Annotated in this window: 18 protein-coding genes and 1 tRNA gene; 7 read left to right on the top strand and 12 right to left on the bottom strand. The window is 45.1% G+C overall.

Annotated elements, in window-relative coordinates:
- Positions 1–83: 83 nt before the first annotated feature.
- Complete coding sequence (locus F6J94_RS01190; RefSeq protein ID WP_293029216.1) at positions 84–773, bottom strand: C40 family peptidase; 690 nt, start codon at positions 771–773, stop codon at positions 84–86.
- A gap of 781 nt (positions 774–1554) precedes the next feature.
- Between F6J94_RS01190 and F6J94_RS01185 the strand changes: the two genes are divergently transcribed.
- A complete protein-coding gene (locus F6J94_RS01185; RefSeq protein WP_293036015.1) occupies positions 1555–2685 on the top strand; it encodes a hypothetical protein in 1131 nt (376 codons plus the stop codon).
- Between the two features lie 149 nt (positions 2686–2834).
- Here the strand turns inward: F6J94_RS01185 and F6J94_RS01180 are convergent.
- Positions 2835–2923, bottom strand: a tRNA-Ser gene (locus F6J94_RS01180).
- 859 nt (positions 2924–3782) lie between these two features.
- Between F6J94_RS01180 and F6J94_RS01175 the strand changes: the two genes are divergently transcribed.
- The 3 genes from F6J94_RS01175 to F6J94_RS01165 all read left to right on the top strand — a co-directional run bounded on the left by F6J94_RS01175 (position 3783) and on the right by F6J94_RS01165 (position 10112).
- A complete protein-coding gene (locus tag F6J94_RS01175; protein ID WP_293036013.1) occupies positions 3783–5147 on the top strand; it encodes a glycosyltransferase in 1365 nt (454 codons plus the stop codon).
- 420 nt (positions 5148–5567) lie between these two features.
- Complete coding sequence (locus F6J94_RS01170; RefSeq protein WP_293036011.1) at positions 5568–7856, top strand: polysaccharide biosynthesis tyrosine autokinase; 2289 nt, start codon at positions 5568–5570, stop codon at positions 7854–7856.
- Positions 7857–8006: 150 nt separating this feature from the next.
- The gene (locus tag F6J94_RS01165; protein WP_293036009.1) at positions 8007–10112 is read left to right on the top strand and encodes a thioredoxin domain-containing protein; all 2106 of its coding nucleotides are present in this window, start codon (positions 8007–8009) and stop codon (positions 10110–10112) included.
- 25 nt (positions 10113–10137) lie between these two features.
- On the opposite strand, the gene F6J94_RS01160 is transcribed toward F6J94_RS01165, so the two are convergent.
- The 3 genes from F6J94_RS01160 to F6J94_RS01150 form a co-directional block, all read right to left on the bottom strand.
- On the bottom strand, positions 10138–10323 hold the full coding sequence (locus F6J94_RS01160; protein WP_293017447.1) for a hypothetical protein: 186 nt from the start codon (positions 10321–10323) through the stop codon (positions 10138–10140).
- A gap of 51 nt (positions 10324–10374) precedes the next feature.
- Positions 10375–12063 (bottom strand): penicillin-binding protein 2, encoded by a 1689-nt coding sequence (locus F6J94_RS01155; RefSeq protein ID WP_293036008.1) that lies wholly within the window; start codon positions 12061–12063, stop codon positions 10375–10377.
- A 279-nt stretch (positions 12064–12342) separates the two neighbouring features.
- The gene (locus F6J94_RS01150) at positions 12343–12879 is read right to left on the bottom strand and encodes a hypothetical protein (RefSeq protein WP_293036007.1); all 537 of its coding nucleotides are present in this window, start codon (positions 12877–12879) and stop codon (positions 12343–12345) included.
- Between the two features lie 810 nt (positions 12880–13689).
- Here F6J94_RS01150 and F6J94_RS01145 point away from each other — a divergent pair.
- Together F6J94_RS01145 and glgB are read left to right on the top strand one after the other, a co-directional pair.
- A complete protein-coding gene (locus F6J94_RS01145; protein WP_293036006.1) occupies positions 13690–13989 on the top strand; it encodes a hypothetical protein in 300 nt (99 codons plus the stop codon).
- A gap of 30 nt (positions 13990–14019) precedes the next feature.
- On the top strand, positions 14020–16308 hold the full coding sequence (gene glgB / locus F6J94_RS01140) for a 1,4-alpha-glucan branching enzyme (protein WP_293036005.1): 2289 nt from the start codon (positions 14020–14022) through the stop codon (positions 16306–16308).
- 148 nt (positions 16309–16456) lie between these two features.
- Here the strand turns inward: glgB and F6J94_RS01135 are convergent, their stop codons facing one another.
- The 6 genes from F6J94_RS01135 to F6J94_RS01110 form a co-directional block, all read right to left on the bottom strand.
- Positions 16457–17056 carry a type II secretion system protein gene (locus F6J94_RS01135; protein WP_293036004.1) on the bottom strand — a complete coding sequence of 200 codons (600 nt, stop codon included), beginning with the start codon at positions 17054–17056 and terminating at the stop codon, positions 16457–16459.
- A gap of 235 nt (positions 17057–17291) precedes the next feature.
- Positions 17292–17441 carry a hypothetical protein gene (locus tag F6J94_RS01130; protein WP_293028047.1) on the bottom strand — a complete coding sequence of 50 codons (150 nt, stop codon included), beginning with the start codon at positions 17439–17441 and terminating at the stop codon, positions 17292–17294.
- Between the two features lie 6 nt (positions 17442–17447).
- Complete coding sequence (locus F6J94_RS01125) at positions 17448–18107, bottom strand: Tfp pilus assembly protein FimT/FimU (protein ID WP_293036003.1); 660 nt, start codon at positions 18105–18107, stop codon at positions 17448–17450.
- A gap of 152 nt (positions 18108–18259) precedes the next feature.
- Positions 18260–19303, bottom strand: coding sequence for a hormogonium polysaccharide secretion pseudopilin HpsC (gene hpsC, locus F6J94_RS01120; RefSeq protein WP_293036001.1), 1044 nt, complete (start codon positions 19301–19303; stop codon positions 18260–18262).
- A 67-nt stretch (positions 19304–19370) separates the two neighbouring features.
- A complete protein-coding gene (hpsB, locus tag F6J94_RS01115) occupies positions 19371–20078 on the bottom strand; it encodes a hormogonium polysaccharide secretion pseudopilin HpsB (RefSeq protein ID WP_293035999.1) in 708 nt (235 codons plus the stop codon).
- A 3-nt stretch (positions 20079–20081) separates the two neighbouring features.
- Entirely contained in the window at positions 20082–20444 is a 363-nt protein-coding gene (locus tag F6J94_RS01110) for a hypothetical protein (protein ID WP_293035997.1), read from the bottom strand.
- Between the two features lie 33 nt (positions 20445–20477).
- On the opposite strand from F6J94_RS01110, the gene F6J94_RS01105 reads away from it, so the two are divergent.
- The gene (locus tag F6J94_RS01105; protein ID WP_293035995.1) at positions 20478–20699 is read left to right on the top strand and encodes a hypothetical protein; all 222 of its coding nucleotides are present in this window, start codon (positions 20478–20480) and stop codon (positions 20697–20699) included.
- Here the strand turns inward: F6J94_RS01105 and hpsA are convergent.
- The gene (gene hpsA / locus F6J94_RS01100; protein ID WP_293035993.1) at positions 20672–25711 is read right to left on the bottom strand and encodes a hormogonium polysaccharide biosynthesis protein HpsA; all 5040 of its coding nucleotides are present in this window, start codon (positions 25709–25711) and stop codon (positions 20672–20674) included. The genes F6J94_RS01105 and hpsA overlap by 28 nt on opposite strands.
- Positions 25712–26067: the final 356 nt, after the last annotated feature.

The raw sequence follows: 26067 nt of genomic DNA, 5'->3' as shown, positions 1-26067 counted from the left end.
GATCACTGTGCTAGATCACTGTGTTAGATCACTGTGCTAGATAATTGTGTTAGATCACTGTGCTAGATAATTGTGCTAAGTGACTAGGGCTGATAACTTGCCACAACTCGCCCAGCTCCGTAGCGCTGTCGGTAATAATACTTTGTTATCTCATCCCCTTGTTCTGAAAGTTGGTCAATTGCAATCCCATTACGACCATGATCTTTGCCAGAACTATGAATGTAATCACCATTACCTAGATACAATCCTACATGGTTCACTTTTTGGGCGGTAGCGAAAAAGACCAAATCTCCTGGTTGTAATTGCTCCATTCTAATGGTTTGGGTGAAAGCTGCTTGCTGATAGGAATCTCTGGGTAACCAAATCCCCGATGCTGCAAACGCTGCTTGCATCAACCCTGAACAGTCATAGTTGGGACCTACTGTACCCCCCCAAAGGTAGTAGGGATTTTGGTGCATTGCTGCTTTAGTAAACCCAATCACCGCTTTTATTCGTGCTTGGATTTGAGCTGGAGACAGAGAAATGGGGCGATAAGGAGTCTTAGCTATGTCCAGTACAGCCAAATCCGACACAGGCAACCAACCAGAATAGTTATCTTCGCACAGACGCACCTCTAAGGCATTACCGACAGGTGGGACCGACAAGACCCGCAAGTGCCTTCCGGTGGCTGCTTGTGTTGTCAAACTCTCACAGTTGGGCGAATCATAGAGGTTGAGATTAGCACGACAGTAGTATTCCAAATCATTGGCTCGTAATTGCTCAAGCAAAACCATAGTATAGGAAGCGGGAACTCACACTCAGATTATGGTACTTTTCTAGAAGGATAAACAACTAGGAAGATTAAGGGCGTTGCTGATTCTCAGTATGGCGCACGCCCCCCTAGGGCGTGTTTTCAAAGTTTTCCGCCAGATTTAGATCCCCCCCAGCCCCCCTTAAAAAAGGGGGGAGCCATACTCGCTCGTCCCCCTTTTTTAAGGGGGATAATGGGGGATCTCCGAGGCAAGAAAACACGCCCTAGCCCCCCAATTCTGGGGGGAAAAACTCTCAAAGTCCCCCAGCGAGGGATTGCTCGCTGGGGGACCAACGGGGGCTTTAATAAAACTAGATGATCGCGCATTCATTCCTTAATTCAGCAACGCCGGAAAAATCAGGGGTTTAGCCAATAGACATCTCCTACAAAGAATCTGAAACCCCGATCCTATCTAGGTGAAAACCTAATTTCTGGAGATGTCTAATCGGTAATTTCCGATCGGGCAAGGGTAAATAGAGAATTACAGAGGTTTTACAGGTGTAGAGGGGTAAGTCCTGTGTTAGTGATGTTTGCCCAGGGCAAAACTAAAAGCCAAAATGAGGTTATTCTGCTCTTTCTATCTGGTAAAGTTCAAGGGATGATTAGACTATCCTAGGATTGGGTTCAAATTCTTGAGTACTTTACCTGATCTGATCTGGCTAGCAGCTACAAGTTACTGACCAAGAACTATAGCTTTTAGCTTTTGGCTAACTGCTAAGTTTGTTACCCCTAACCAATGACCAAGTAGTTTTTGAGGAGTGAGTGTGAAGAGTAATTTTCCTAAGACCCTTTCGATGCCACTGAGTATGGCAGTATTGACCATGGTCAGTTACCAGCTGTCTGCTACTGCTGAAACACCTAGCCATAATTCATCGGTGAAGCAATTGACCCAGACAGCAGCAGCGGTGAGACCCCAGCAATTAGCAGCAACTTCCACCATCACAGTTGACCCTGATCGATTTAATCCGGAAACTAAACAGACTCCTAAAAATATATTCAGACCAACTAATCTGCCATCAGGCAATCTCAACACTATCACTCACCATCGAGTTAATTCCCGTTTAGGGCAATTGGACAGGATAGGAGCAGCGGTTCGTGCCAGTAAGTCGGTAGGGTCTCCTAGTGCATTGGTGAACCGCTCCCAATTCAATGCCTCAGTCGCACCAATTGCTGACTATACAGTCAGACAGGAGCAGTTACCATTAGCCAATTTAGAAGCCAATTTAGAAACTATCCAGTATCGTGCTGATCTCTCCAAACAAGAGCTAGAAGCGATCATTGAGGAATCCCAAACACCTTCTCAAGATTTCAATAATCCTTTGGTAGCTTCACCGAGACCAGGTACCTTAGCTACATCTGTGGCAGCTCTAAAAATACAACTAGATCCAGCCACCTCTGACACCTCACCAGCCACCTCCTATGAAGTAGGCACCCCTGTAGCTCAGAGAAATATTGATCCTACTGGCAACAGCCTCGGGGTTGGAAACTATATTGGAATTGGCGGTCATATCGGTTTTACTGATGATGGCACCAATATTGGTCGAGGTGGCTTTATGATTAACGGCAAATACGATTTATCCCCCACCCTATCAGTGCGTCCTAGCATACTAATCAATGATGATGCTACCTTTGTGATCCCAGCCACTTACAACTTTATTTTCCAGGATGAACCGTTTGAGCCGCCTACTTACTCAGCTTTCGCTGGTGGTGGTTTGGCTTTTTCTACAGGTGATGACAACAATGTGGGTTTAATCGTTACTGGTGGTGTTGATTGGCCTTTTGGACCCAATTTTGTGGCCAATGCTGCATTAACTACTGGAATTTTTGTTGATGGTGCCGCAGATGTGGGAATTTCCTTTGGCATTGGTTACAGCTTCTCTAACTTTGGCAGGTAGAAAAGGGACAAATAGAAGCTATTGAGCTAGGTAGACTTAAAATTTTCCATATCTCTTGGTGCCCGTTCCCTAGCGCTTTTAAAAAGCGCGGGGCCGCACCGCTTCTCGTAGCAAGGAATGTTGGATTTTTGCCAGTTGAGGATACTCAACGGAGAGGGAGGGATTCGAACCCTCGGATAGGCCTGAACCTATCAACAGATTAGCAATCTGCCGCTTTCGACCACTCAGCCACCTCTCCAAGGTGGTGTCTATCTATAATAGCACATTTTTGAGCTTTTGACACTCCCCGCCCTGGAAGGACGGGGATTCTCATTTCAGCGTTCGCGTAGCGTGGCCTACGGCCTTGCTGTCTTGCTCACCCAAACCGGAGTCAGGGAGAGTAGAGGACAATTCTCCATGAGCGTGATTGATCAATGATCCCGGTTCCGGTGTGCCCCACCGTACCTTTTTTTTAGATCTTTTTTTTATATAGATAGATACTTTTTTTATCTAAATTTATAGACGTTTAAGTCGTTAGACTAAATTACGCAATATGTATCTGATACATATTTTTTACGTTGCCTACTTATGGTTAGATAGTATCTCTCTAGTTTAAAAGTCTATTGTTTAGGATTTTATAGTAGCACACCTAGTACAAACTGTCAATAAAAAGTTTAAAAAAAAAGCCGTCGAACGAAGGACGGGGCGCGATTACCCAATTTTTTGGGTAAATTCTATGATGAGAAACTATGAGCGATCGCTCACACCACTGCAATACGAAAATGATCTCGAAAATCTATGATGACTCTCGGACTCTACCAATCTCTGACTGATGCACTAGTTTTAAGTGAGGTAGATCAGCCAGCTATTAAGACGTGCCTGAAAGCCCAGAAGCGTCTGAGAAAGATTATATACCATATAATGTAGCCAAGTAAGTTAAGATTATTATAAATTAATTGTTAAAAATTTACTTCCATCCACTGATGTGTTAAGCACCTCTGAGAGGTTAAAATTTGTTAAGTGAGTGTGTAAAAGCTCGACGCTGAGGGTTTAGCCGGATAGAGGTCAGACTCCCCATACCTGAAAACCTTCTGTAAGCTCCAACATAAAAAAAGCCTATGAATACGAAAAATACACAGCACATTGCTCTGATATCCGTTCACGGAGATCCAGCGATAGAAATCGGTAAGGAAGAAGCTGGAGGACAGAATGTGTATGTGCGCCAAGTGGGTGAAGCTCTTGCTAAGCAAGGGTGGCAGGTCGATATGTTTACTCGCCTCTCCAGTTCCAACCAAGCCACAATCGTTGAACATACTCCGGGTTGTCGCACTATTCGCCTAACTGCTGGTCCAAAAGCATTTGTGCCACGGCAAGAGATTTTTGAATACTGCGGTGAGTTTTTAACCGAATTGCTTAAGTTTCAGGAGCAATCAGGCATTACCTACTCAATAGTACATACAAACTACTGGCTTTCGGCTTGGGTGGGTATGGAGTGGAAGAAGCGTCAATCCCTTCTTGATGCAATAGCGAGTGGGGGAAACCAACGGCAGTCGCTCATGGGGGTTCCCCCCAAGACCGCGCTGCCTCCCCAAGACCGCGCTGCATCGCTCATTCAACTTCACACCTATCACTCCCTAGGCGCAGTTAAATACGAGTCAGTAGAAACAATTCCGAAGATTGCTGCTACTCGCTTGGAGATAGAAAAAGCAGTGCTAGAAACAGCAGAACGCATTGTGGCTACATCTCCCCAAGAACAAGAACACATGCGATCGCTAGTTTCAAGTAAGGGCGACATTGATATTATTCCCTGTGGCACGGACATTGACCGATTTGGCAAGATTAACCGCTTAGAAGCACGGCAAAAACTTGGACTTAGCCCTGAAAACAAAATCATCTTTTACGTGGGACGGTTTGACGAACGCAAGGGCATTGAAACCCTAGTTCGAGCTGTTGGTTCGTCCCAGCTACGGGGTGATGCTAACTTAAAGCTGATTATTGGTGGTGGTTCTCGTCCTGGTGAGAAAGATGGTATGGAACGCGATCGCATTGAAGGGATTGTCGCTGAATTGGAACTGCAAACTATCACCACATTTCCTGGACGCATTGCTGATGAACTACTTCCAGCTTATTATGCGGCAGCTGATGTTTGCGTAGTACCAAGTCACTACGAACCTTTTGGTTTAGTTGCCATCGAAGCCATGGCTAGTGCCACCCCTGTAGTAGCTAGTGATGTCGGTGGTCTTCAGTTTACCGTTGTATCTGAAGAAACTGGCTTACTGGCACCACCCAAAGATGCTGATGCTTTTGCGGCTGCTATCGACCGGATTCTCTCGGATCACGACTGGAAAAATCAACTTGGCTTAGGGGCAAGAGCAAGGGTAGAAAATATGTTTAGCTGGAATGGTGTTGCCCATCAGCTGAGTCAGCTCTATGAGAGCTTGCTGGAAGCAAAATCAGAGAATTTGGCAACAACTAGTGCCTGAAATCTATTGGGCACATTCATTCCCTGGCAATCAGGATAGATCTCAAAGGTTAAAGGATAAAGTTACGACGCTACTATTCCTTTTGCCTTTTTCCTTCATCTTATTCATCCTGATGGGTTGCAGAACTCTTGTATCTGTAAATTGGGAAAGTTTGGTAAATTGGATATCCTCTATTTTGTTTGCGATTGCCTCTTGCTGAGGAATGATGTTAAATGAACTTTCTTGTTTTCACCTTCAAGCAAGGAAAATTCAAGGTTATTGCTGTTCGCGTAGCGTAGCCCTTCGGGCTAATCGATACTGATCACAAAGCCGCGCTGATCATTCCTGATGTTCCTGTAACTAGCATGTAACTAGGGTTTATGCATCCTACCAGTTATCCAATCTCCAATTCCCAATCCCCAAGTAGCAAGAAGAAGAATTATGGGTTCCCAAGGAGCTTATAAGCCGTCCCTATTTAACCCTAGTGGTCAACAGCAGTATCGATCTTCTCCACAACTAACAGGGGGAGTCCATGAGTTGGAAGCCAGCAAACTCGATCTGCGTCGTATATTAGCTGCTGCTCGTCGTCGAGCTATCTTGATGGCAGGGGTGGCCCTTACTATCATATCCGGAATTATTGCCAAAACCTTAAGTGTAGTTCCAATCTATGAAGGCAAATTCCAACTGTTACTCGAACCTAGCTCTGGTGAAGACCCGTTTGAGTTACAGGGAAAACCCGGGGGAAATAGCATTGCTGCTCCAACTACAAGTTTCGACTATGACACTCAAATTCAGCTATTAAGCTCTCCTCAGGTTATGTCTGAGATTGTGGAGCAAATTCAAACCCAATATCCAGAAATAAACTATCATACTCTCCGGGAAGGAATCATGGTATCCCGACTGCGAGAAACCAAAATTTTAGAAGTTGCCTACCAAGATTCAGACCCGGAAAGAATTGAATTTGTTTTGGAAAAGGTTGCTCTGGGCTACATCGAGTACTCTCAGCAACAACAAGAGGCTAGCATCAGACAAGGCATTCAATTTGTCTCGAATCAGCAGCCGAAAATACAAGGGCAAATTAATCAGCTCCAGCTACAACTCCAGCAACTCCAGCAGAAGTACAACCTGATTAATCCACAACTTCAGGGTCAACTGTTGACGAATCGGGTCAATGCTATTGTCGAACACAGACAAGCTACCCAAACTCAGCTGCGAGACACGATTATACTGTATGGGAAACTCAAAGGTCAGTTGGGGCTATCGTCACAGCAAGCGGAAGCAGTAGCTAACCTTATAGAAACACCCCGTTATCAACAATTGCTCAGCCAACTTTCTAAAGTAGAAAGTCAGATGGTGTTGGATTTGGCACAATTCAAGGAAAACCAATCTACCTTTGAAGGATTAAGGCAACAACAGCAAAATTTACTCCCCCTGTTAAACCAGGAAGCAGAAAGGGTGATGACCAGCCGTGTTCGGGAGTTTGGTGGCAATCCTCAATCGGGTTCTTCAAGTACACTTGGGCTCAATTTGATTCAGCAGCTAGTAGAGACGGCGAACCAAATCAAGGTTTTAGAGATGCGCCAGGCCGCAATCACTAAAGGGGAAAGTCTGATGAGTGAACAACTCAAACAACTAGCTGTGATTGCCGCTCGATATACTGAACTCAAGCAGAAGATTGAGGAAGCAACAGAAAGCCTAAACCGCTTTGAGTCAGTTCGGGAAACTTTGGAACTTGAGTCAGCTAAAACCAGCATCCCTTGGCAGACAATTGTTGAGCCGCAACAACCTCAAAAACCAATATCCCCCAATTTGCCTGATACTTTGCTCCTAAGTGCAGCAGCAGGCATAGTTGCAGGTGCCACAGCTGGGTTTTTAGCAGAAAAGTTACATCAGTTACTTAACAGCACCGATGATATCAAAGAGTATACTCGCTTACCCATATTAGGCACAATCCCCTTTAACAAAGAACTCCAGAAATGCACTACTGTTACTGGTGTGGGCATAATACCCGAGCCGGAAGCCTCAGCTCCACAACTCGGTGTGGGATCTGGTAGTTACCAGATTTCTCCTCTTTTAGAGGCTTTTCGCTGTCTCCAAGTTAATCTCCAATGTCTGTATTCTGAGAAACCCATTAGCGCTATAGTGGTAAGTTCTGCTGAACCAGCAGATGGTAAATCCACTACGGCTATATTCTTAGCCCTGGCAGCAGCAGCAATGGGGCAAAAGGTTTTACTCGTAGATGGTAATCTGCGCTTTCCTCAGATTCATCAGAAGATGGATTTACCTAATTTGTGGGGACTGAGCGATGTTATTTCTAGCGAAATCAAGGTTGATGATGTGATTCAGCGATCGCCTCTAGAGGAAAATCTTTCTGTCCTAACTGCTGGTCAAATTTCCCCCGACCCCACCCGGCTTCTCAATTCCCCAAAGATGCACAATTTAGTTCAATATCTCAAAGAGCGGTTTGAGCTGGTAATTTTTGATACCCCTCCCCTACTTGGTCTGGCGGATGCTAGACTTCTGGAGCCTAATACCAATGGGATATTGATGGTGGTAGGCTTAGGGAAAGCTAACCAAGTTTTGTTTAAAGAAGCTCTGTCAGAATTGAGAATTGCTCATAGCAGAGTTTTGGGTATAGTTGCTAATGGTTTAAAAGGGTACACTACCGGTGCCTATGATTACTATCATCATTACTTTGGCAATACTTTTGAGGAAACCAAAGTTTCATAGTGATTGGTTATTGGTCATTGGTCATTTTTAACTACCCTAAGAACAAAGAGTGAATCACAAATGACTAACGACAAATAACTAACGGCAAATACCTCAATGATTCAGTACTCACCAAGGTAGACTGAAGGTGAAGCGACTACTGAAGTTGTCATGACTAACCGCCTTGCCCAATCCCAAAGCCTTTATCTACGTAAGCATGCTGAAAATCCAATCGATTGGTGGCCTTGGTGTGAAGAAGCGCTATTAACAGCAAAAAAACAAGATCTGCCAATTTTTCTGTCTATCGGTTACTCTAGCTGCCACTGGTGTACGGTGATGGAGGGCGAAGCGTTTTCCAATCTGGCAATTGCCCAGTATATGAATGCTAATTTTCTTCCGATTAAGCTAGACCGGGAAGAAAGACCCGATATTGATAGTATTTACATGCTAGCATTGCAGATGATGACAGGTCAAGGAGGCTGGCCCCTTAATATTTTCCTGACACCGGATGACTTGGTGCCATTTTATGGAGGTACCTACTTCCCTGTGGAACCACGCTACGGACGCCCGGGGTTTTTGCAGTTGCTCCAATCAATTCGTCGCTTCTATGATTTAGAAAAAGGCAAGCTTAACACCTTCAAAGAAGATATCTTGGCATACCTCCAACAGGCAGCGGTACTACCCGAATCAGAGCAGCTTGGTGATGATTTGCTCTTTATCGGTGGGCAAGTTAGTGTGGGTGTGGTTAATGCTCTCAATCCAGGTCCACGTTTCCCCATGATTCCCTATGCCAGTATGGCACTACGGGTTACTCGCTTCGATTGGGCATCGGAGTATAACCCAGAGCAGGCTTGTGCAAAGCGGGGACTAGACTTAGCTCAGGGCGGTATTTACGATCATGTCGCTGGGGGGTTTCATCGCTACACGGTTGACCCCACTTGGACAGTACCCCACTTTGAAAAAATGCTCTATGACAATGGGCAGATTGTGGAGTACTTGGTAGATTTGTGGAGTGCAGGGATTCAGGAAGCCGCTTTTAAACGAGCGATCGCAGGAACAGTTCAATGGCTCAAGCGGGAAATGACCGCTCCGAATGGTTTCTTTTATGCTGCTCAAGATGCAGATAATTTCGCGACCCCAACAGACAGTGAACCTGAAGAAGGGGAGTTTTATGTCTGGAGTTATTCAGAACTAGAACAACTGCTAAGCCCATCGGAGTTGACTGCAATTGAGGAGGAATTTACTATCTCCAAAGAGGGCAACTTTGAAGGCAAGAATGTGTTGCAGCGCCGTTACCCAGATCAGTTTTCCCAGAACACTGAAGCTGCTTTGGCTAAACTGTTTGAAGCACGTTATGGTGCCAAACCCGATCTCCTGGAAACCTTTCCACCAGCTAAGACTAATCAAGAGGCAAAAACCCGGAACTGGCTCGGTAGAATTCCACCAGTAACGGACACCAAAATGATTGTTGCCTGGAATAGCTTAATGATTTCTGGTCTAGCGCGAGGCTATAGTGTGTTTCTTGAACCGGACTATTGGCAACTAGCAACTGTTGCTGCTCAATTCATCCTCAACAATCAATGGGTAGCAGGACGATTCCACCGACTAAACTATGATGGTCAACCGGCAGTGCTGGCTCAGTCTGAAGATTATGCCTTGTTTATCAAAGCTCTACTGGATTTACATCAGGCAAGTTTGTCAGTAGAACAACCTTGGCCTTTTGGCCAAGGTTCAAACCTGCAACCGACCAACTTGTCACCCGCCAGTTGGCTAGAGAAAGCGGTTAAGGTTCAGGAGGAGTTTGATGAATTGCTGTGGAGTGTGGATAATGGTGGTTACTATAATGCTGCCAGTGACGCTAGTGATCAACTGTTAGTACACGAGCGCAGTTATACGGATAATGCGACACCATCTGCCAATGGGGTAGCGATCGCAAACCTAGTACGTCTGGCTTTACTTACTGAAGATCTCCGATACCTTGACCGAGCAGAGCAAGCCTTGAAAGCATTTAGTAGCGTGCTCAACACATCCCCTCAATCCTGTCCCAGTATATTTACTGCTTTAGATTGGTACCGCAATTGCACTCTGATTCGCGCTGGTGCTAAGCAACTTACCTGCCTCATCTGTGGGTATTTCCCCGTCAGTGTTTATCAATTAGATACCCATCTGCCAGATTCTGTTATTGGTTTAGTTTGTCAGGGACTTAGTTGTAAACCAGCAGCCACTAACACTGATCAGTTATTAGCACAGGTGCGGACAAGTCAAACTAGAGCTTGAAATCTATAGCAGTTCTCAATTGGGGTTAATGGGAGTAGGGAGTAGGGAGTAGGGAGTAGGGAGTAGGGAGTAGGCAACAGCGGATCACCGGAACAGGGAACAGGTAAAATATCGGTGTGTGTACCTCATAAGTATGATAACCCCTATAGCGATGCGCCCATAAAATTGGGAGGAAAATTGGTATAAAGTCGGGTGGGCAACGTAATCTCATCTAGGCTAATCAACTTAGCTGACCAGTAATCGCCATAGAGACAGAGTTTACCTACTGCCGGAAGTTTTGAGATGATGGTGGAATTCGCTCAATGGCAATCAGTGCTTCTATAACTGATTTGACTAATGGTGCAGCTACGGTAGAACCAAAGGCATTGCCTTGGGGTTCATCGACTACTGCTAAGATTACATAGCGGGGGGATTCTACGGGCAAAATGCCCACAAAGCTGGTTATCTTGGCATCGCTGTAATAGCCCCCAGTAGGACTGGCTTTCTGAGCTGTACCGGTCTTACCACCAATCCGATAACCAGGAATGCGGGATGCCTTTCCAGAACCATCGGTTACTACAGTTTCCATCATTTCCACCACTGTCCGAGTAGTGTTGGGGGAAAATACTCGTCTCGGTGCAGGACGGCGTGGTTGCCAGTGGGGATTCCCTTTGGTGTCAAATAGTCCGCGAACCACATGGGGAGTCACTAGCTTACCGCCATTGGCAAGGGCACCTAGCATCTGAGTTAGCTGAATTGGCGTTAAGGAAAAGCCTTGACCAAAGGAAGCCGTAGCTGGTTCAATTGGGGAAACTTTAAACTTGTACTTACTTTTGAGCTGTCCAGCCGTCTCAGCTGGTAACTCAATTCCTACTTTTTGCTTTAAGCCTAGCTTCTCTAACCAGTCATAGTAAACCTCAGGTTTCATCTTTCTCATCATCCTCACCATGCCCACATTGCTGGAATGTTGCAGAATCTTGGTGGGATTGATCATCCCGCGAGCGCCTACTGATTTATAGTCATGGTTGAGAATCGGCCATTCGCCAATTTGAATCTTACCAGTGTCGTTGAACAAGGTTTGGGCTGTGATTATACCAGTTTCTAATGCGATCGCAACGTTTAGGGGTTTGAATGTCGAACCAGGCTCATACAAGTCTGACAGTGCCCAATTTTTAAACAAACTGACATCGAATTTGGAGTACTGATTGGGGTTGTAGGTTGGCTCACAAACTAGGGTTAACAAGGAACCATTGTGTACATTCATCACTATGATACTGCCACGCTCTGCCTTAAACTTTTTGATGGTTTCCTTGAGGGCAGAGCGAGCCGCTCGTTGCAGGCGAGTATCGATAGTTAGCTGTAGCCGCAGGTCATCAAGGTGCATGAATCCTTCTGGCACATGACCTGGCATCAAGGCTCCATTCCCAGCACGGCTCAGTCGGATGTTTCGTATCTCTCGTTCTAGGAACTTTTCTTGGGTGTATTCTAGACCCGCTTGACCCAGATGATCGAAAATGTTTACATAACCCACCACATCTGATGCCAATTCATTTTGGGGATAAAAGCGGGAGTATTGTCGAATCAACTCTAAACCATCTAAGTTCAACCGAGCAATTTGGTCTGCGATCGCTTCTGGGATCGTATTGCCCAAGCGAATACCACTCTTACGTTTACCAAACAGCTCCTCCAAATCTGTTGGTGTTTTTTTGATCATCGGAGCCAGCAAAGCAGCAATTTCCTGTAAGGATTTTTTGAACAACTTCGGGTGAGCATATAATGTATAGACAGGTCGGTCGATGGCTAAAACATTCCCCTTGCGGTCAACAATAGGACGGCGAGGTATAAACGGCCGCATATAGACCATTTGCTGCCGCCGTGCTTTTTCCTCTAGGGAGGATGCCTCTGAAACTTGCAGACGGTATAAATTTAGCAACAGTCCACTGCTGCCTGCCATCATTATTACCCATATCATTAGCAGTCTCAGACGGTTGTTTCCCAGTGACTTACCGGGCTTCATACTGTTTCACCTGACTATCATCTTTAACAAATATACCTAACTAAATATACCTAAACAGACGCACTTAAATAAATATATTTAGTTAAGTATATTTATTTAAATATACTTAACTAAATATACCTAACTAAATACACCTAACTAAATATACTTCAGATCTACTTGACTAAATATACGTAAACATATTTTTAAACAGATTTTTCCCTACCACCATTCGCTCTATCCCTAGGCAAAAAACTAGTAACCCAGGGGTGTGATTTTCTTGGGTTTTGGCTGAGGAGGTTTCGTAAAAGCGGTAAATGGCTGACGCTGTGGACGTTCAGGAGCTCGTTTCATAAAAATTGTATTACTGGGATTGGGGGTAACCAGCCCTGTAGCTGGATTTTCAGCCTGTTGAGCGAGTTGATCTTTGATCACTTCCGTTGTTGCTGTCATATTGCGCTCATCTCTTTGCAGCTCCTCTAGTTTACGATACTCTTGGGTCCATTGTTGCTGGCTGTAAACTGTCCAGGAATAAACGGTGACCGCAGTAGCAATTAGTGTAAATGTTACTATATCTGAGCCACGTTTCAATAATAGTAAGGCTTTCAACAAAATTGGTGTTTGCTGCTGCAAAACACTCAGGTTTTCAACCTTTGGCTTAGGGTTTTTGGGTGACATCATAGTATGTGTTGGTGGTCGTGCTATCCTAGAACGCTGATCTGTTGTTGAAATAGCCAATGATTGCTGAGACCGATTTCTTTGACTACGAGCAGAGCGAGGAACAGCATTCATAAAAAACTCCTTAGTTGTTGGAAACACCTATGGTAAACCGGTAACTTTTAATCAGGGCAGGAAAACAATCTGGTGGCTGAGACTACTGACTGGCTTTCTGATGGTGAACCAGAACAGGTGCAGTTATTAACTCTTTCGGGGTTGTAGCCCGTGACAATGCCTATCCTGTGCCGTTGCACGACGTAACCAATGCCCATGAAGACATTTACTGGCGGTAGATTCCTCCCCGTTTAAAGACCTAGTTCTAGAGCAAATAAGTGGATATTTGACCCTAACCTAGGAACCTTAACCCTTACCAGTAACCTAGACGTCTGAGGTCTTAGGCTGGTTAGCTAACTCAAGAAGCGCTGCTGACCAGGATTAACTTGGTAGCAGTTATTACTAGCTAAAAAGATGATGCTAGAACGCACCTATCTTAGCATCAGGTCAGATTCAGGAGGAATCGTGAGTTAGGGACAGACGAGGATTTGTGATAGCCTAGAAATTAGTAGTAAAAATCAGAAAAAAACTCCTGAGCGCACCCATAACCCTAGCTATCACCCTAAGGTTAGACTAAAAAAGCAAACAAATGCGCAAAACGTGCGTTCGCTTTTAGCGGAAGCTTGGCTTCATCGTGCTCCGCGTGGCCGTAGGCCAATCCCATAAATCAAAATCCCTGTATTCAAATCACGGTAAGGAAATCTCTGTAACCAAATCCCTGTAAACAAATCACAAAGCCAAGCTTATTAATCAAGACGCCACAGGCACTGCTGAATAGGTTGAGATAGGATTTGATTAACGACTCAATTGAAGTAATCAATCTTGTTGGTGATGGCTAAATTGTTGAAATTGTTAGGAATTGGCCTAGAATTAACTATCGCTATACTTATAGCTAGACCAGCTTGGTGTTTACCACCTCCGGAGGATCTACCGGAAGAGGTGTTGAGAACTGAGATTATTATTGAAGCGCGATCGCCTCTTGATGGCAAGCCAATGAATCCCGCTGAATACGCCCAACTGCAAGATGCCATAGCACAACGCTCAACCAGCCCTGGCCTTGACCCCAAGATTCGAGAATTGATTTTTCTGCTGCAACTGAGCGATTTGTTTCGGACAATCCTTCCGTTCTAACGGTGATACTCCCAGACCTGTTTACCCTGAATGTATTCAAGAATTAATCCCGAACAAATTGACCAGATCGTAGGAAACCAACATCATGACCCCTTTGAGGTGCTTGGTTCCCATAAATTTGAGCAGGATGGTAAGGTGAGTTGGGTAGTGCGGGCTTATCTACCAAATGCAGAGGCAGCATGGGTACTTCTGCCAACGGAAAGGAAGTCTTACCTGATGCAATCGGTACACCATCCTCACTTTTTTGAGGTGGAAATTGAAATAACTCGGCTGGCTAATTACCAACTGCGGATAAAAAAAGGCGATCGCGAATGGGTGAGCTATGACCCCTATGGCTTCCGTTCTGCCAAACTAACCGAGTTTGATTTGCACCTATTTGCGGAAGGGAATCATCACCGCATCTACCAGAAACTGGGGGCTCATCCTACAGAAATTGATCGGGTTGAGGGAGTCTATTTTGCGGTTTGGGCACCTAATGCTCGTAATGTTTCAGTCATCGGCGATTTTAATCATTGGGATGGGCGTCAACATCAGATGCGCAAAGGGGCCACTGGTATCTGGGAACTATTTATTCCTGAACTGGAAGTGGGAGAAACCTACAAGTACGAGATTAAAAATTCTGAAGGTCATATCTACGAAAAATCTGACCCCTATGGTTTCCAACAAGAGGTCAGACCGAAAACTGCTTCTATTGTTACCGACTTGGATGACTATCAGTGGCATGATCATGACTGGATGGAGCATCGGCGTCACACTGACCCCTTGAGGCAACCGATTTCTGTCTATGAGCTACATCTGGGCTCTTGGCTTCATGGTTCTTCAGCTGAACTTCCTCAGGGAGCAAATGGTGAAACCCTAACGGTGGTAAACGTTTCAGACCTCAAACCAGGAGCCCGTTTCCTGACTTACCGAGAACTAGCCCAAAAATTGATTCCTTATATCAAAGAATTGGGCTTCACCCATATCGAAATCTTGCCCCTGGCGGAGCATCCCTTTGATGGCTCTTGGGGCTATCAGGTTACCGGTTACTATGCCTGTACCTCGCGCTATGGTAGCCCACAAGACTTGATGTATTTTATCGACCAGTGCCACCAAAATGGGATTGGGGTAATTTTGGATTGGGTACCCGGTCATTTCCCCAAAGATGGTCATGGTTTGGCTTTCTTTGATGGTACTCATCTCTATGAATACGCGGATCCCCGTAAAGGTGAACATCAGGAGTGGGGAACCTTAGTCTTCAACTATGGCCGTAACGAAGTGCGGAATTTTCTGGTAGCTAACGCTTTGTTCTGGTTTGATAAGTACCACATTGATGGGATGCGGGTGGATGCGGTAGCATCTATGCTCTATCTGGACTATTTACGTGGGGATAGAGAATGGATACCAAACCAGTATGGGGGTCGGGAAAATCTTGAAGCGGTGGATTTCCTTAGGCAAACTCATCAGGTAATTTTTGGTTATTATCCCGGTGTTCTCTCCATTGCCGAAGAGTCAACGGATTGGCCGATGGTGTCTTGGCCAAATTATTTAGGAGGTTTGGGATTTAATCTGAAGTGGAATATGGGCTGGATGCATGATACAATAGACTATTTTAGCATGGATCCCTGGTTTCGCCAGTTCCACCAGAATAATGTTACCTTCAGCATGTGGTACAACCATGCTGAGAATTATATGCTTGCCCTATCTCATGATGAGGTGGTTCATGGCAAGAGTAATATGCTTGGGAAAATTCCCGGGGATGAGTGGCTCAAGTTTGCTAATCTCCGCTGTCTGTATGCTTATATGTTTGCTCACCCAGGTAAGAAAACTCTATTTATGAGTATGGAGTTCGGTCAGTGGAGTGAGTGGAATGTCTGGGGAGATTTGGAATGGGATTTGTTGCAATATCAACCCCATAAAAATTTAAAGCAGTTTATTAGTGACCTGAATTATTTGTATCGTAGGGAACCGGCGCTTTATACTCAGGATTTTGACCAGGACGGGTTTGAATGGATTGATTGTAGTGACAATCGCCATAGTGTCGTGTCATTCATTCGCTATGCTCACGATTCGGAAGAGTTTATTGTCACAGTGTGCAATTTTACCCCTCAGCCCCATAGTCATTATCGGGTAGGAGTGCCAGAGATGGGATTCTACAAGGAATTGCTCAATAGTGATGCTCGCCAATACGGTGGTAGTAATATGGGTAATCTAGGGGGTAAGTGGACAGATGAATGGTTCTTCCACAATCATCCCTATTCCCTAGATTTGTGTTTGCCACCCCTGGGGGTGTTGATTTTAAAGCTAGATCATCAGAAGACTCAGGCAGAGTTACAGTAGTAGGGAAGTGTGGGAAGTGTGGGAAGTGTGGGAAGTGTGGGAAGTGTGGGGAGATGGGGAGTCAGATCAGTTTTCCCGATTCCCGATTCCCGATTCCCGATTCCCGATTCCCGATTCCCGATTCCCGATTCCCGATTCCCTGCTGCCCTCAATAACAATACTTCTTACTGTTATTCGGTTTAGGATGAGATCTACCCTTGCGTAGGGCTCCGAGCAAGGTGGATAGGTAGACGCAACGTTGGGTGGTGCTATTATTCTTGGTGATTATGGTGATTTGTCCGAGTTGTCCGTTGGTGTTTCCTTTGTGGTTAAACTGGACTCGCCATGGTCCAGTATTTGAACAGTCTCCCTTTGGTTTGGCTAGGGTGGTCTCGGATTTACCTTTCTTATTTTTGTCTTTGTAGATGGCGATGGTAGGGTTAAGGCTATGCCAATGGACTTGATTTTCGATGCATGTTTTTCCCATAGCTCGGTGAATTGACCACTGGACAATGCCATCTTTTTCTCGAAAGCTAGTTTGCCAGGTCGCTTTGTCTCGTTTAGCGTTGCTTTGGGCAATCCGCATGGCTCGGTAGATTTGGTCTTGGGCTATGTTGAGCTGCAGATGATTGATAAAGGTAAGCCAGCTGGGGGTTGCGATCGCAGCCAATATTCCAACTACTAATACTATCAGAATAGTTTCCAGTACAGTGAATCCAGCGATCGCATCAGCTCGGGATTGATCGCCCTGTTGGCTATTAAATTGCATGAAATATTACCCTGATTTAAGTAGGTTTAACTCACATCTTGCACCATTATCAATAAGCTTGGTTCATGTAGGGTGGGCAGTGCCCCAGACAGATTCAGAAGCTTGCAAAGCGCCTAGGTAGGCACTGCCCACCCTACGATTAATGACAATGGTGCAAGATCTCGGTTTAATTGTTGCTTGATATAGTTCGATTAAATTTAATTTTTTGAACGACTAACAGGGAGAATCTTCTGAATCAAAAAAGGTTTTGAATTATCGAGTTCAGAAATTTTTCGGTTGTCTTTGGTTTAGCTTTATTGTTATAGCGAAGGGAGTAGGGAGTAGGGAGTAGTGAATTGACACTCCCCGGTCTAAAGACGCGGGTAGTGTCAACTTTATACCCCACTCAACACTATGTTGAAAGATTACATTCCGTCCCTTTTTTATTAGCTTCCATTGCACCCAAGATAGTTTTTATTTTTACACATCGCTTGGTTGCTTCAATCGGGTTATCTTTATCCCTAGGATCGCGAATAGCTACTACGATAGCTAAGCCAAAGTCATCTGGGGCAATTTGTGCATTTTTGAGAACGCCCTGGTTATCAAAGGTAATTTTTCTCTCATCTTCCAAAATGGATAACGTTCCGCCAGATTTGTTGTGATCAATTAGGTTTGTACCCACCCAAACTTGCTCCGGTTTGACACCTAAATCACCAACTAAACTCTGCCATTGAAAGGTCTCTGGTGTGTTGTCTTTCCCATTATTATTCTTATCTTGATAAACTGCCGCTTGTGGACCTTCATCCTCGGTCATCCTAAAACTAACACTGTAGCTGAGTTTTTTCTTTTTCGCTTCTCGCTGGGCTTCTTGGATTGCACTTAATACTCTCTCATTCACTTTATTCACGCGCTGTCGATTCACAAAAGCCAGCCAGCTGGGAGCAGCAATGGCGGATAAAATTCCTACTAGTAAGATAACTACTATTAATTCCAGCAACGTGAAGCCAGCATCCTGCTTTGATTTCGCTTTTATGGTTTGATAATATAACATTTTTAGTTGAGATGTAAACATATAGCAAAGGGAACAGGGAATAGGGAACAGGGAATAGGAGTATTTTTGAGTATTATGCTGAATCAGCCTTGAGGTACACAGAATTTTTTAGCTTGTGCCTCTTGCCTCTTGCCTTAAAAAAAACGTACCTCACTTAATTAAAAACTGCTATATTAGTTAATATTCAAGAAACCCCGTCCTTCAATTTGCATGGTTACGGTAGGGAAATAGCTATACCGCTCTGGTGTGTATTCATAGTCTTCTGGATTATTCTTAAGCCGAGCTAAAGCATTCCCTCTCAAAAATAATTGGGCGATTCTTTTTTCTGCATCCACACAGGCATAGAACCCACCGTTTATTTGACTTGGAACCTGCAAATCTTTTTCTTTCTGTTTGATTTCTTTAGGTGAAATACCAGGGGCGTTTTGGGGAAACACAATTGGACAATCTGGTTTTATTGCCGTTGCTGTGTTATCAGCTGTGTTATCAATGTAATCTACCAAGATTTGAACTTGAGTCTCGTAATTATCAGCCCCTTTTTCCCACTGATTCAACTTTTGCTTGAGAGTGCTTCCTTTCTTGTCGAGATCAAAAGATTTAAAGCCTGGGCTAGCAGGTATACCAACTTGATTGGCTTTATTTGAAGTTTCATCGATGACTTGATCACGAATTTCAAACCGACCAATTCTAGCAATATTTGACCAATTATCATTTTCTTCAGTGATTAAGTAATAGGCAACCAAAGCATAGACAAAGGTATCATTGTCATTGGTTAAAGTGCCAATCCTTGTGCCATTGACTTTGTCATCTCTATCAAAATGCTTCCGCTTCCAGAATACCAGCACAGGTTGACAGTTATCTGTTTTACAACCTGGTGCTTCAGCAACTGGTGGGATTTGGTTTCGGATTCCAGAGTCATCCGGTTCGTCGTTATGGTCTCTTTCTACTCCAGAGTTATCGTAGATATAGACCGCTTGCTCCAAGTCTCTGGCTATGTAGTCCATAGCCGCTTGGATTTCTTGTTCTGAAGTAGCCTTGGCTTGCTCTTTACGGTCTGTATCGACGATAGTAATCATAAATCTCAATAGTGGTGCGATGATCAGTACTGCAACGATCATTGCCACCAGCAGTTCAATTAAAGTGAAGCCGCCATGGTTGAGCTTAGGCTTGTTGCTTTTCAGTTGGTGGGCGAGTAAGGTTCTGAGTAATCTAATCATGGTTGGGGTTTTTGCTTGTGATTTATATGATTAGTTTCTGATAGTAGTGACCGTATTAGTTACAACATTAGTTACAACCTAGGCGATCGCAAAAATCGCTATAACTGGGTGTACCTGTGGTAATTTCTGTAGTCATTTCCACTAGGGGGGCTTTGCGATCGCTTAATCCAGGTCCAATCGCTTTCGCCTTAGCCCCCTTCTCACCAATCTCCAACTTATCTTTGTTATTACCAAAGGCATCCGCTCGGTAAACCCGCACCCCCAGAAAATAGTTTTCATCAGTACTTGTGGCTTTTGAGGAAGGGATACGAGGACTTTTGACACTTGATGAAGGGATACTCCCAAATGCCTGGATGATTAAGTCTCTTGGACTGTCACTGCTACAGCCACCGCCATCGAGATCTACGCAGTAAATACTCTTGTTCTGATTATTCTCGCAATATAAATTTTTTTTACAATTCAAGTCTGATTGTTCAGGAGCATCAACCTTAGCAAATTCAGCTCTTTTTGTTAAAATATCTTCCTTTTTCATAATTACCGTGTGTTCAGGAGGGTCAATCGCTTCACTCCGCACACCATCGATATAGGCTCTAGCCGCTTGCACTGCTAGTTCTACTCGTCGCGACTGGACTCGATTTGCCACTCCTAAGACAATCATGGGTGAGATGCCAAGCATCAGAATTGTAATAATCAGCATTGCCATCAAGGATTCCATAATTGTGAAACCAGCCTCTGATGATTGGGAAAGGGGTTGTTGCTTCTGGGGATTAATCATGGTTCAAGTATTAATTATTAAGGGAGTCGGGAGTCGGGAGAGATGTAGGGTGGCCAGTGCTTGAGTTAGATTGATTTCCTTGCCATCGGCTTGGGTTGGCACTGCCCACCACCCAGGGAGTGTTCGATCCCCCCTAACCCCCCTTATTAAGGGGGGAACTGGAGTAGGGAGTAGATGTAGTAGATGTAGGGTGGCCAGTGCTTGAGTTAGATTGATTTCCTTGCCATCGGCTTGGGTTGGCACTGCCCACCAACCAGGGAGTGTTCGATCCCCCCTAACCCCCCTTAATAAGGGGGGAACCGGAGTAGGGAGTAGATGTAGGAGTTGAGACCAATTCATTTCCCGGCAAATCAGGGTGCTAGGCACTGCCCACCACCCTCAGATTAATTACAATCGTGCTTGATTATTCATAATTTCAACCTTCAACCTTTAACCAAACAACCTTGGCCAAAGGCCACGCTACGCGAACAACCTCCAACCTTCAACCAAACAACCTTGGCCAAAGGCCACGCTACGCGAACAACCTCCAACCTTCAACCAAACAACCTTGGCCAAAGGCCACGCTACGCGAACAACCAAACAACCTCCAACCTTCAAGCACCGTTTTTTGACGGGCAATAGCGCCCGTTAACCGCTAGATTTCCTTTATCGTCTTCAGCACACAGTAAGGTTTTGACCCATCGGTCATCTCGGGAAACTTCGCGGAAAAACTCATCAGGGTCTCCCGCTGGGGGAGTGGTAAACAGGCCAGAGAACAGGTCTGGTAACTGAGTCAGCAGAGCCACATCGAAACCATATCGACGTTGGGGTGCCATGTAATAGGGCAGTTTGCCATTACCAGTGGCATAGGGCATAAAGGACCCATTAGCTCGATCATCCTGATCTATCTCGTATCCAAATCGACTGGGGACGTTTATATTCGGGGCATCCTGGGGGCCATGCCAGAATGGGGCTGTATCATAGGCCGAACGCTTGAACTGAATCAGGGAGCCGCTGATCCGAGCCGGAATACCCTTTGGTTCGCCGCAAGTTCCACCCGGTTGCTGCCAGTTTTCTAGGTAACGGACGAAGTTAGCTAAACCACCATTATTTTCCTGTGGGCTTGGGGGACTATCCCCGGAAGCAATCACTAAATTGAAGGTTTCTCCGTCTTCATTGGCTCGCTGTGTCCAGCCCTCTTCGATTTCCACACATTCCGATTGTATTATCGGGAATCCGTTTTGGTTTATTCTTGGTTGAGCAGTCAGGGAGTGAACTTGTAGGGCTGGTACCAACATCGGTTGCTCTGTTGTTGGGTTTTGTAATGGCTTTTGGTAAAACAGTGGTCTTTCACCACCGAAGCTTAGACGACCATCATCGGTAGGATCACTTTGATTTCTAGTTGTTTTATACCACAGAGCATGTGGTGCTAATCGAGGTCTTTTGGTAGGGCTGAAACTATTGTATGGGTATTCTTGGACAGTCCCACTATTATCTCCTGTTCCATCAGCTCCGTTGATTCCCAGAGGAATCGGAAGACCGTCATTGAGAACCAAGTTGTTATTTTTAGCAGGATCTCGTTGGAAAGCAATGCGACGGGGATAGCGTCGATCGTCGGGATCTATGGCAGGTCTTGCGGTTGTGCCGGAGAAAAGTAGATTGACAGATTGTGTTACAAGGTTACTAGCCTTTTGCGGTGTAGCAGCGTTTTGTGCACTAACCACCCAGTCATCAGGTGTACAAGCTGAAACTGGAACTTTCCGACAGATTTCCATCACATACTCTGGAAATTCTACCCGTCGCTGAATGGGAGTGACAAAATTGCTGAGGTAGGAACTGTTTATTCTTCTAGGGTTCGGATTTTCTATAGTAATAGGTCTTGAATCAAGACTAGGCTGAGGGTTGCCCCTCCCATCTGGATTATCAATAATATTGTCATCATTGACATCCCACCAGTTGGCACTAGTGACAAAATTATTGTCAAATATGCCATTAAGTTTTAGTCCTGCCGCAACAGTTATCTGAGACTCGGGAACCCCAATTTCAGTTGCATTACCATTACCATTGAGGTCAAAGCCAATCTGTGTTTCATCGAAAGTGTCTGCTAAGTCACCATTCCCGTTTACGTCATAACCTATGACAATTTGAGACTCTAAAACCTGATCGGCACCTGTGACACCGTTGCCATTCAGGTCAGCACCATATGTAGCCTCATTTACAAGGTCTATTAAGTCATCATCCAGGTCTAAGTCAATACCCATTGGTATTCCCCTCAGGTCATAGTCCCCATCGGAGCGGTAACCAAACTCAAAATCATTAGACAGTAGGGTAACGCTATCAGCAATCACTACTGCTGGTCGCCACAAATCCCCTGAATTACAATTTTCCAATCTATCATCCTTTTGGCGACAAGCAAAGTTTCCGTCGAGAGTTTCACGACCGTAGAAATTGCCATCATCCCACTTTTTATTTTGTAGCTGCTGTGTAAACTCTTCCACCAACTTTCCCTCAGGGGTTTGGTGTAAATTAAAGCCGGATTTTATATCCCCATTGATAACGTTGTCATCGGCTTTGATATACACTGGCAAATTGGTAGCTAAAATTAACCCTTTCTCTGCTCCTGGCGGATCGGTCAATGTAAATGAGTTATCTTCGTCTTGACGGGCTAGCACTGTCCCATTGCGTAACATAATTCCATTGGGACGGCGGGTGGGGTCTAGGGTAAAGTCTACGCTACTGGAGCTGAGATTTTCTTCACGGGTAGCGTTGGGATCATTCCGACTTAGGTCTGGTAAAGCATCATCACGGGTGGCGTAGATAACCCCACTATCCGGTAGCAGAAATTCTGGGGTGGGACCTTTACCGTTGGTTAATCCATCAATTGGTGTTGTTCTGAGCAGATTGAGATCCAACACCGTAGCCCTGATTTCCAGAGGCTGACGGTCTTCTATCCCTAGGTCATAGGTATGCTCAGATAAATTATAGTTATTGGCCTGGTTAGGAGCCTGATTAATATCCTGGACTTGTCTGGCATTCAAAAAGGACTGTTCGTAGATTGCCCCATGAGGGATCGGTGGATCACCCATAGGAGTAGCACCGTCTAAAATTGCTAAGGCGCAAATTGCAGTATCAATGGCTGAATAATCAGCTAGGGTGAGCTCATCTGCTGGTGTGTTTAAGGCTCTTCTCAAGGGTTCGTTGACAAGACGCCCATTGGGAAATACTAATCGGGATTGTCGTTGCAGTTTTGGGTTGCCAGCATTTCTACCAGGAAAGGCGTAAACGATGCCATTGTTAGACCTGCCGTTGTTAGGATCAAATCGCTCTAGGTCGTCCCAATCCCCACCCCCAGATGAAACTCTATTTTTAGCGGAGTCTTCATCTGTGGGGTCATAGTAGCTACTGACACAGGCAATCGGTTCTTGGTCAAAATTTTCTTCTTCTGGGTTCTTTCCTGGGTTTTGGGTGTAGTGATAAACCGCGCTTGCCCTCATCAATAGGTCACTTTGCTGGTAAAAATCAGTAATGTCATCACCCTTAGAAGTCTTACCATTATTATTTCCAGTTAAATCACCCTCTACACCACCATGCATGGGCATGGTATCTGGCCAGACACGTATAGGGAATCCTCTCAATTGGGCTGTTATGTCATTTACCTGTATTCTGTCATCAATACGCCGACTTCCAGGATCGACAAACCTAATATCCCAACCAGGAGGGGGCAAATAAGATTCCAAATCAGGATTATTAAGAGTATTGCCGTTATCGCGAGGGAAATTAGGTTGTCCTTTGGTTCTCGTCAACAGACCCAACTCATCATCATCCACATAAATCCCAGCACCGGTGACTACCCGCAATCCCCCATACCCTTCCAGAGGCTGAACCGGTTGCCTGGCTGCTGCTGCTTCCCAGAAACCATTGCGGTCAGTATCCCCTAACTCAGATAAGGGAGTGATTTGGGTAGTGCGGTAGCGCAGCTTATTGTCCTCATCCTGAAAGTCATCCCACTCAACCGTATCATCTATGGCTTGTTGAGCTCTGGCACCCTGGAATTGCTGTGCATTTTTATCCCACCATAGAGCAGGTAAGCCATGACCGATCAAAACGCGATCGCCAATTGTTTTTTCCGTACCTCGTTCCTCTTGTAGGCTTGGTTCCGTTGCTGCCGGACTGAGAGTGTTTCCATTGATATTCAGCTTCAGCTTATTGTTACTGTTGCTAGTACCTGGTTTATAAGGGAATATCCAATCATCCTGGGGTCGAAGCTCGTCACCAGTACCTTGGATCTTTGCATTTCCCGGGTCTTCACCATCGGGAACTTCTGCATAGGGAACACGACGGGTGCGGTCTTTGAAGTATCTTTCTAGTTCTTTTCGTTCATCACCCTGAGCTTTAGCGTTGACAGCATTTACCAGATCATTAATTCGGTCCGTGTAGGCTTGGCTGTTATCCCCAATCTGATTGGGTGGTGCGTCAACAGATTTATTTTCATTTTTGCCTAACTTAACTTTCGCCGGTGGGTCATCTCCTCTGAACAGATGTATGTCTCCTCCGTCTTGATCTTGCTCCTGATCAACACGACCAAAGGCCATATTGCCCCCGACAACGATCTTGCTGTTTTCTTCTGTGTAGTAGCAAGATTCCGGGCTACTGACTTGAAAATACTCATTACTTCCTTCATCATTACCGGTAAGAAAATTCCCGTTGGTAAAAATCCGGCCATTAATCTGGATGCCCTCCCCAGGAGTAATTTGTAAATCATCCTCGTAGACAATGGCATTGTTGGCTAGGGGAATTCTGGCTCGGTCTTGCTGATACTCTAGAGCTGATAATCCGGCCTCACCCTTGTAAGCCTCATAGGTTTGACCATCTATGTTGTTATCCCCAGCTACAATCGGCACCGTTGCGGTGTAAACAAATATACTTTTCTTTAACTTCGACCCGGACTTAAACCACCCGGAATTATCCACTAGGCTAGCGCTAGTGTCAGCGGCTAGGGGACATCGCTTGCTATCGCCAGACTCCCCCATCGGTCGGGTTCTCGCTTGTAGAGGGGTTCTGGTTTTTTCGTTTTGATTTGGACTTGGCTGTGGACTTTTGAAATAAATTCCGTAGAGGGTGTAGCTATCGAATAGGCCATTATTATCCGTATCAACCGGAAACCTCCAGGCAGTGTCTATGGTGCTTACTTTGCCGTCACTGTCTTCGTCTTCGAGGGTCAAACGGGTTTCATCACCAAAGTTGTATTTGCTATTCGTGAACGCATTTTCCAAGGCTTCCTCTGATGGGGTGGAGCGGGGCAGGGTGGGGTCAGCAAACAAGGCTTCTAATTTGGCTTGAGCCCGCTCAATGGCTGGAGCAGCGGCATTGAAAACTGCTTGATTGACGCGATAATTACTGGCATTTTTGACCCGGTCAAAGGAGCGCAACACAATGGCAGTTACCAGCAAGGTTACCACCAAGGTCACCATAATTGCGGTCGGTAACACAAACCCAGCGGTTGCCACCCGCGACCGACGGTGTAAAATAAATAAGCTACGCAACAGCCAACGCATCAAAGGTTTGGTGATGGCTTGAGAGAGTTTGACTACCTGTTTGAGTAGTTTTGCGATCGCATTCGCTAACTTCTTCCTGGTTGACTTCCTGGTTGACATAGGGATTTTCCTGTCACATTTCCTGAGTAGATTCCTGAATACGAACTAGTTCAAGCACCCTAGATGATATAGATCAAGGCAATAGGCAATAGGCATGCTAGCAATAGTTGACGTGCATTAGCTTTTGCTGCTTGTATCAATGTCAAACACCTTAATTGCCTTAATTGGTAGTCCTATATTCAAATGCTTCAACGAAGCCAAGGATTACCTATCTACGGTTAACCCCATAGTGTTAGGTCTACCTACGAATAGAGAATATTCTTAAATATTTAATTATACTATCGAGATTTACGAAAAATACCACGATTTGTTAACAGTTTACCTAACCTAGAATTTTCCTACCTCCTCTAAAGGCA

The organism is Moorena sp. SIO1F2, from assembly GCF_010672755.1.
GTDB lineage: Bacteria > Cyanobacteriota > Cyanobacteriia > Cyanobacteriales > Coleofasciculaceae > Moorena.
Note: the sequence above shows the minus strand (reverse complement) of the source record. Positions and strands in the feature narration are given on the sequence as shown.